This window comes from Fructilactobacillus sp. X8R2C1 (assembly GCF_059900955.1).
The window spans coordinates 394,064-403,947 of sequence record NZ_JBWXVI010000001.1 but is presented as its reverse complement, the minus strand read 5'-3'; the positions used below and the strand labels follow the sequence as shown (position 1 = coordinate 403,947).

5 protein-coding genes are annotated in these 9,884 nt (G+C 41.7%); 3 read left to right on the top strand and 2 right to left on the bottom strand.

All coding sequences use genetic code 11. From position 1 onward, the window contains the following. The 3 genes from AC6UD6_RS02065 to AC6UD6_RS02055 form a co-directional block, all read left to right on the top strand. A partial coding sequence (locus tag AC6UD6_RS02065; RefSeq protein ID WP_500695505.1) for an LPXTG cell wall anchor domain-containing protein occupies positions 1–561 on the top strand: 561 nt, incomplete at its 5' end. 332 nt (positions 562–893) lie between these two features. Then, positions 894–4,898: a mucin-binding protein gene (locus AC6UD6_RS02060; protein ID WP_500695504.1), complete on the top strand. Its 4,005-nt coding sequence runs from the start codon at positions 894–896 to the stop codon at positions 4,896–4,898. A 577-nt stretch (positions 4,899–5,475) separates the two neighbouring features. Then, complete coding sequence (locus AC6UD6_RS02055) at positions 5,476–8,442, top strand: KxYKxGKxW signal peptide domain-containing protein (RefSeq protein ID WP_500695503.1); 2,967 nt, start codon at positions 5,476–5,478, stop codon at positions 8,440–8,442. A gap of 99 nt (positions 8,443–8,541) precedes the next feature. On the opposite strand, the gene AC6UD6_RS02050 is transcribed toward AC6UD6_RS02055, so the two are convergent. Both AC6UD6_RS02050 and AC6UD6_RS02045 read right to left on the bottom strand, forming a co-directional pair. After that, positions 8,542–9,231: a hypothetical protein gene (locus tag AC6UD6_RS02050; RefSeq protein WP_500695502.1), complete on the bottom strand. Its 690-nt coding sequence runs from the start codon at positions 9,229–9,231 to the stop codon at positions 8,542–8,544. After that, a complete protein-coding gene (locus AC6UD6_RS02045; protein WP_500695501.1) occupies positions 9,224–9,853 on the bottom strand; it encodes a hypothetical protein in 630 nt (209 codons plus the stop codon). The genes AC6UD6_RS02050 and AC6UD6_RS02045 overlap by 8 nt, the downstream gene beginning before the upstream one ends. Between the last annotated feature and the right edge of the window lie 31 nt (positions 9,854–9,884).

Here is a 9,884-nt window from a genome sequence, read left to right as displayed (position 1 = left end):
TTAGGTCACTTAGTTCCTGATGTTCCGGGCAGTAACCCGATCGTTTATCCAAATGATCCCAACAACCCAAGTGATGCTGGTAACCCACTTATCCCTGACATTCCTGGATACACTCCAGTTGATAAGAACGGGAACAAGTTGGTCCCTGGCACACCATATCCGATTGATCACAATGATTTAGGAAAAGATACCCCAATTCATTATGTGAAGAATGCTGAACCATCAACTCCGGTAGTTCCAAACAAACCAGAAAAGCCTTCAGTACAACCGGAGCCAACTAAGCCAAGTGCACCAAAGGAAGTTCCGGCCGCACAACCGGAAGCTCCGAAGGCTAAGCAGGCTCCACAAACTCCTGCTAAAGCACCGGCTCAACCAGCTAAACCACAAGCAAAGCAAGTTCCAACAGCTAAGCCAGCTAAAAAGTCTGAAAAGAAGACGACGTTACCACAAACTGGTCAAAGTTCTGATAGCTTCTTAAGCCTGATCGGAACCATGCTGCTGTCACTTCTCAGCTTCTTTGGCTTAGGAAAATGGTTTAAAGACCGAAAAGAAACCAAGTAAGTTTGTGATTTAAAGATTAAGCGAGATTAATAAGTTTAAAGGCTAACATCCATTTTGGGTGTTAGCCTTTTTTTATATTTTTTTAATAATTAAAAAATTCAGCAATTTATTAAGAAATGAATAAATTGCTGAAAACGTGTTGGTACTAGCATAGGGTGATTTAGATTTGAAAATTCACAACCTGAATTACCTAATTAATTGACGAGTTTGATAAACAGAATGATTGAGTTATCGTATTTTTTATGTATAATAAGTCTCCGTAATAATGAATAATAAGTGTAGTTTGTGATTTATTATTTTGTAACCGCCAGGGTACTAAGGAGTGTTTATTTATGTTTAGGGATTCAAAGAAACATTTTAAGATGTATAAGTCTGGGAAACGGTGGATGGTTGCCGCCCTTGTCACCACTTTCACAATCGGTGGAATGACACTTGGGGCAAACGCCGATACCACTGCTACTCAGACCAATGCAGGAACCGTTCCGTCTGAACAAAAAGCAGACCAGACGAGTACGGCGACGCAACCGGGAACCACATCATCTAATCAAAATGGTGCAAACCCAAGTAGTTCAGACCAAGCTGTCAGTGTAACAGATGGCCAGACAAAGGATAATAAGAGTCAAACAGCTGATTCACAAAAGCAGGCGGATCAAGCAACTCAACCAGCGAATGATTCACAAATTCAGGTGCAGAATGACCAGTCAAAACAGGATGATAGCAAACAAGAATCACAATCATCGACGGATAATTCTAATCAAACAACTCAGGACCAGAAAACTGAGCAATCGTCACAAGATAGTAAAACTGACCAATCGAAGACTGACCAGTCAAGTGATGTAAAGAAGCAGACTAATAATCAATCAAGTGCTACTTCTGACAATCAAAATCAGACGCAGGATTCATCAAATAAAAATGATGCCACAGCTAAATCTGATTCACAAGCTGATCAGGCAAAAACTGATGACCAGAAGAATCAAGGAACTGATACCCAAGCCAAACCGGATGATACTAAGCAGGCTAAAAATGATGACGCCAAAAGGGCCAATCAGCCTAATCCTGATGTTGTAAGAAGTAATCAACAAATGAATGCTGATACCACTAGTGACAGTAGTACTTTGCCGAAGGGTATCAACATCACAAGTGACGCATCTCCAGACAATACTAATTTTAACCAATTTGGGAGTATGTCAGTTCGAACCGACATTAATATTACCGATGCGGATGCTACCATCAATGCGGGTGACAGAATCGTCTTTAACATTGCCAACAGTACTGATCCTGGCAGTGATGGCATGATGAAAAAAGTTATTAATTGGAATAAAATTTCAATGACTGGTGGTTCAGAATATGGACACTTAGAGGTTGATGCCGCAAATGGTCAAGTTTATTACATTTTCGATAAAAACATTGAGTTTACTACTGGTTCGTTCTCATTTACTTTGAACATTCCCTTTCAAACGAGTCCAGATGTTCCCAATAATGTTGGAGTTGATTTCTCAACTGAATTTCAGCAGGGTAATTCCACTTATTTGATAAACAAATTTTACTATGGATACGTTGCTTCTAATAATGACCAACCATCACCTAACCGAGTTCAGGCGCCTAACCTAGGATCTGGAATCGGAAATAACTATGCTGGAGTTGCAGCACCATACGGTGGGCCAACTGCTAATAATCCGGTTTCAACTCCTACTTATGGTGATTCAATTTATGATCCGGCTAAGGGTGATCAACCTAGTTTTGCTAACGTGCTTTACCCAAATCAAGATCCTGACCCTAATCTAAATAATTTGACTGGCAGAACCTGGACCGTTGACATTCAGGGTGACGGAGCTTCTTTTGATTTAAATGGACTTCGTTTTGGAATTCCTAGTCCTGGAGTTTATACACCTGGATGGGCCGGACAATATGCTGGTCAGTGGATTACGCTAGACCAGTTGAGACAAGTCTTACCTGGCGTTCAAGTTCAAGTCAATCAAATTAATGCGAACCACGCAGTATTGTCCATTACTTTCCCAGATGGAGTAACCATTCAGTACTTACAGTTTACTGGTAATTTTATTGCTCCCAATACTGGTGGTAGATATTCCGTTACCTTTGGTTATCATGATGATCAGGGAACTTCGAAAAATAATAATATTCCCATGGGTTTTGTTTACCAAAACAATGACCAACAAGGATTCTTCCCATCCATTACGGCCAGTGATAAGTCATTAAATGCTGACACCTTCAACATTAACAACTTAGACAGCTACTTGTTAGAAGGTGTAAGTTCAAGTGATGTTCAAGACGGAACCAGCGATAAAGTTGAAATCTCCGATGATGCCGCTTTAAGAGAAGCCATTGCTAACAAGCAAGCTGGTGTCTATAACGTGACTTATAAGACAACCAATTCGAAAGGATTGACGAGTTATAAGACGGTGAGTGTCACAGTCGTTCTTAGTCAAGAAGTTACAGACTCAACCACTGGAACATTTACCATTCATTACGTTGATCAAAATGGTAATACCCTCCAACCAGATAAGGTCATTACCGCGCACTTCACCCGGACTGGTCAAAGAGACCCATTGACAAATAAGACTAGCTGGAATAAGTGGACAAGTACCGATAACACTTATGACATTCCATCACCAAGTGTTCCTAACAGAACTCCTAGTCAGGATTCAGTCAGTGGAACCATCAATCCTGACGAAAATGGTTCAACAAAAGTGATTTACACTGATAATACTGAAGATTTAAAGGATGAAGCAAATGGGCAAGTAACCATTAACTATGTTGATCAAAATGGCAATCAGGTTGCCCCATCGAAGACAGTTGTTGCCCACTTTACTCGGACTGGAACTAAGGATTTGGTAACTGGTAAAGTTACTTGGAACGATTGGATAAGTACTGACAACACTTACGACGTGACATCGCCAAATGTTCCTAACAGAACTCCTAGTCAGAAATCAGTTATCGGAACGATTAACCCAAATGATAACAGTGAAATAAATATTACTTATGCTGACGACACTACGGAAGTAAGTGAGCAAGCAACTGGTCAAACTACCATTAATTACATTGACAAGACTGGTGGCAACCAAGTGGCACCATCAAAGGTTATTACTGGTCATTTCACCCGGACTGGGACTAAGAATTTAGTAACGAATGATGTTACTTGGAATGATTGGACAAGTGATGATGCTCATTACAACGTTGATTCACCTAAGGTTTACAACATGGTACCCGATAAATATCAAGTTATTGGAAACGTTGTTCGTGGAGAAAATAATACAATTAATGTCTACTACACGCATGACACGGCTTCAGTAATTGGTACTGCTACTGGTCAAAGAACCATTCACTATGTTGATCAAAATGGTAACCAAGTGGCACCTTCAAAGACCATTACCGTTAACTTCACTCGAAATGGGACGAAGGACTTTGCCACTGGTGACCTTACTTGGGGACCATGGATGAGCGACGGTAGTGATACTTACAACGTTGCCTCACCAGAAATTGCTAACATGACGCCTGATAAGAACTCAGTTAGCGGAACCATCACACCAAATGAGTATGATTCAGTAAACGTTGTTTACACGCATAATACTGAAGCAGTTTCGGATCAGACAACTGGCCAAAAGACCATTCACTATGTTGACCAAGCTGGTAACGAGGTAGCACCATCCAAGACAGTTACTGCTCACTTCACTCGAACTGGAACCAAAGATTTGGCAACGGGCGAAGTCACATGGAACGATTGGACGAGTGATGACAATACTTATAGTGTTAAATCACCAAGTGTTGCTGACATGACTCCCGATCAAGCGGTCGTCAATGGAACCATCGGTCCAGATGAGATGGGAACAGAAAAAGTTATCTATTCTAAGGAACAGACAGGTGAAACTAACCCAACACCAAATCATCCGGGGGACCACAATGGTGGAAACCCAACGGAACCAGAGAATCCAACTAATGGAAACAATGGTGAAAGTGGGAACAACGTTGAACCAAACACACCAAACAACAATGGTGGAAATGGTACAATGACACCAAATGATCACAATGGCAATGCGGTTCCTGAAAGTAATGGAAGTTCAAATAAGAACAACTCGAATTCTTCAGAAACAACCACACCGAAATCTTCTACTTCAGAAAATAATACTCATGTTAAGTCACAAAAACATGAGACTAATGAAGCTAAGGAAAATGCAACCAACACTAATAAAAAGGGTGAGTTGCCACAAACTGGTCAAAAAGATAACAATGTTCTAAGTACCATTGGAATTATGTTACTTTCAATTCTTGGCATCTTTGGACTAGGAAAATGGTTTAAAGATAAAAAAGAAACCAAATAAGCTTTAAATTAAATTGAATGGTCGGCATCTATGAAAGGGATGTTGGCCATTTTTTTGTGGCTAATTTATGGAAAGTTATTTAACAAAAGCCGGATTTAATCAAACTTTTAAAATTAATTTGGTGAGTGAATAAAAAAATTTTTGCAAATATTTTTGTGAATTTTACTCACACAAAATCGGTCAAAAAAAGAATTGACAGTAGATAAATTGTGAACGATTGGATAAGGTTCATGTTATTTTAATCAATCAATTAAATACGAAATGTTTTTTGACAAGATTAGCTATAATCACCGGTAAATCAATGATAAATTGACTAACCATTCGTAAGAGAAAATTTAAATATCGGAAATTCGATAAAACTCATGGGTTGCTAGATTTTGCACGCTGTTTTTACGTAGTAATTATTATTTTATAACCTCTCTTTTCTAGTACGTTTTACAGATATTGTGAAACATATTAAAGGGTTGAATGCCGACATCATCATGTTTATAATGTTGATTGTGAATATATAAACAGCAGTTTTACTATATATTCTGATAATTCACAAAATGTATTTTAGAACGAGAGGGGAAACCTTATGCAGAACAATACCAAGAAACATTACAAGATGTATAAAGCCGGAAAGCGGTGGATGGTTGCAGCCATTGTGACCGTCGCTACCGTCGGAGGATTGACGGTTGGCGCAAGCGCCGATACTAACGGTCAATCTAATAATAATAATCACAATGTACAAATTATTCAAAAGACAGCGTCCAGTCAACCAGTAAAGGGTGACCTAGTCACGACGTCTGCTCAATCGCAACCAGAAAATCAAAGTAAGTCGAATCCAGCCGTAACTCAAACGCAAGATAATGTAGCACAAGCTAATACCAGTCAGACCACTGGGACAGCTCCAATGGCCAGTGCTCAACCAGGACAAACTGATTCATCTAAACCGACGACTAACACTGCACAGGTGGACCAATCGTCAGCAAAGAATGGTAACGGTCAAACCGAAAGAGCAGCTCAAACAAATTCACAACCGACTAACAACCAAGCCACGGCTAGTCAGAACGATGCGCAAAGCAAAAATCAATCGACCCAACCAACTCAAAATAGCGGTCAACAAAACGCAACTGACCAAAAGACTGCCCCAGCACCCGCTAATCAAGCTAGTCAAAAAACTGATAATCAAGGTGCCAATTTTAATAAACAAGTAGTTGCTCCAGAAAAGCAAGCACCGAAAACCACCAATAATGCTCAGACTAACCAACCAGCGGTAATTAATCAACAAGCAAAACAAACGACTAAAAACGTTCAGTTAAGTGACAAGGTTTATAACATAACGGCGGGTGCCATTGATGTTATGAAAGGTCAGCCAGTTCCGACTGATCCCGCTGACTACAGTATTACTGCTAGTGTAAATGGCACTCCATTAACGGTTACTTCCATCGATGTTTCAGATGTTAATAATGAGGTTCCTGGAACATACAAGTATGGTTTTACCCTTTCTGATGGAAGTGTTTGGACCACTGGAATTGTCCAAGTGGTTAATTTTACCGCTAATAATCTTGTCGTCTATCAAGGAAATCCAACTAATATTGATTTTTCCGATCCAGATAGTTATGACGCAATTATGGGAAACCCAACATGGCCTAGCATGGCCATTTGGGGTGTCTATGGTGGTGTAGATGCCAACAAGCCAGGGACTTATCACGTCATAATAATGGGTACTAGTGATCCTAATGGTCCGCAACTCAATAGAACCGTCACCGTTGTTCCCATTCCCGCTGACGCGATTACCGGTCACGATATCAGCATTCGAATTGGGCAAGCCGTTCCAGACGACGCTAAATCCTATGGTGCGACCGCTCTGAACCCAGATGGCAGTCCGGCAACGATTACTGGGATTGACACTTCTAAAGTCAATAACACTAAGGCGGGAGATTATCCGGTTGTCATCAGTGCGTCAAACGGTTTAACCAAGACGGTTTACGTTCACGTGCTCTTTAACCACACTAGTTTGAGTGCGCATAACCTGACCATCTACACTGGCGACCAGGTTCCAACTGACCCAGCTGCGTATGACGCTAAGGCAACCGATTATGATGGTAATCCGGCTAAAATCACTAAGATTGATGTGTCGAAGGTAAATAATCACGTCCCTGGAGTATATCCAGTTTGGATTCACGCTGACAATGGTGAGACACTAGGTGTCACCGTCACGGTCGTTAAGAGTCGGATTAGCATTGCCGCTCATGGAACCAGCATCAGAATTGGGAGACAGGTTCCAACGTGGCCAAGTGCATATGGTGCTAAAGCAACCTACAAGAATGGGAAACCCGCTAAGATTACCAAGATTGACGTTTCAAAGGTTAATAACCAAATCCCTGGTGATTATCCGGTCACCATCACTTCAGATAATGGCGAAAGTATCACCGTGACCGTCACTGTCTTGAAGAATCACACGCGTTTAAGTGCTAACAACATCAAGATTTACGTTGGTCAAAAAGTTCCAACCGACCCAGCGGCATACGATGCTCAAGCAACTGATTACGACGGCAATCCAGCCCAGATCACAAACATTGACGTATCCAAAGTAAACAATGAGGTTCCTGGCGTTTATCCGGTAACGATTACCGCCAACAATGGTGAAAAACTGGGTGTCACGGTTACAGTGCTCCCTGACGAAGCAACGTTAGTGGGACACGGATTGACCATTTACGTTGGTGATCAGGTTCCAACTGATCCACAAGCTTATGGGGCCAGTTCCACTAACACAGACGGTACAGAAGCAAGTATCACTAACGTCGATACTTCCAAGGTTAATAATAAGGTGCCGGGTCAATATCCAGTCACCATTACTTCATCAAATGGCAAGAAACTAGTAGTAACGGTGACCGTCTTAGCGGATAAGACGAGTCTTGAAGGTCACGGAATTACCATTCACGTTGGTGATCTAGTTCCTACCAATGCCGCTGCCTACGGTGCTAGAGCAACTAACGCTGATGGTACGGAAGCAACGATCACAAGCATTGACACCTCGAAAGTTAATAACCAAGTTCCTGGTCAATACAAGGTCATCATTACCGCTTCAAACGGGGACACATTGGTAGTAACGGTCACGGTTTTGGCTAAGAATGCACCAACCCCGAACCATCCAAGCAACAATGGTGGCAACGGCACTAACCCGATTACACCAAGTCATAACGGTGGAAACGGTAATGGTGGCAGTTCGGTAACTCCAAACCAACCAAGTGGCAATTCTGTCATGCCAGGTCAACCAACTAACAATGGTGGATCTGCGGTAGTTCCAAATAATGGCAGTCAGACCGGTACACCAGAAGCTTCAACAAAGCAGAACGGTAGTCAAGTAGTCGAACCGCAAAGTACGCAAGCCATTCATCAGGCTTTCAATTCTTCAGAAAAGAATGCTAAGCAGAATTCCAAGAACTTGCCACAAACTGGTGAGAACGACTCGTTAATCCTCGAGTTAATCGGTCTTGGCTTTATTGCTTCAGCAATGGCTTTGGCACTTCGTGATTTGAAACATCGGGTCAAATAACTTGGTATCATGGTTAAATACGAGAAGTTTGAAAAATTTGTTTAATTAAAGTAAATTAGTTCAAAAAAATAGCCTTCAGGAATTTCCTGAAGGCTATTTTCATTGAGCCCACTTCGTCACTAGCGAGTGGCCCACGGTCACGATTGGCTGATAGCTTAATACTTGATTGGTCTTGGTGTTGTACAGCACGTCACCCAGCTTGTCGACGTTGTCACCGCCGTTTTGGTTATACTTGGTTGCGTACGTGACGATGACGCGAATCTTTTTTATCGTTTCGGGACTGTTGGGATTGTCGTACATCTGTAGTCCAACCATTTTACTCTTGACGCCCATGCTTTTGACTTTATCCTTGGTCTGCTTGTTTCCCTGTTTACCAAAGACCCTTTGGTTGCTGGCGTAATTGGGTCCAATGAGTCCCGCTTCCCTTAGGACTTGGGAACGTGCCAAGAATTGGTCGTCGTTGTCGTAGGTGTAGAAAATCTGGAAGAATTCGTTTAGGTTCTTGTAGGTCGTGTCAGACATGTGCTGGTTTTGCAGAATACTGCCGGCCTTTTGATTATCGGTGTTTAAAAGGCGATTCTTATAACGCTTGTTTAGGGAGTTAAACCGCTGGTTGTACGTTTTTTGTTCGGCAGAAAGAGTGGCCTGATTAGTTTTAACCTGGGTGTTAATGGTGTCATTATGAATCATCAGGGTGAAGATGGCGAGGAGCAAGACGACAATGATTACGAACATGATTGCTAGAACACTGACGTTTTTATTGAGGTGAAATTTGTTGTTTTTAGCCATTGATTTCTTGACCTCCTAACGCCACGAACGTGCTGGTCCATGAAGCCCCAACGAGGGTCGTCTTTCGTTTCTTAACGTTGTAGTTAACGACGTAATTCAAGACGTTTGGCTTCTTATTCTTCCTTGAGGCAAAGGTAATGGTGATCATCGAGTTGTAGGATTGAGACTGGCTGTCGTAACGAGCGTTGTTGACGGAGACGTCCTCAATCTTTTGGTTTAGGTATTTTTTATTGTGTCCCTTGGTGCTTAAAATGGTCTTAGTAAAGGCTGGATCGAAACGATCCTTTTTAAACTGCTTGCTAACGGCTTGACGCTGTTTGCTTGATTTGGCCGTGTATGCCATCTTCATGGCCTTTTGGTAGACCTGGTCGTTATTTTTCTGAATGGATGTGATGTCGACGCCGGTCTGATGTTGTTTCTGAACTTTTTGCGCGGTCTTTTTGGCGTTTAACGTATTGGTTTCCTGCCGGGTTGTCCTAATCTTGGTCATAAGTTGTTGGTTTTTAGCCTTGGCGTGATGAGTTGAGACTAACAGACATCCTATCAGGATCACTAAGACGAAGATGATGCAGGATGCAACCGTCACACAAACTAGGTTGACGTCATGTTTGGACTTGTTCATAAAATACCCTCGAATTCTGGAAAATGTAGTT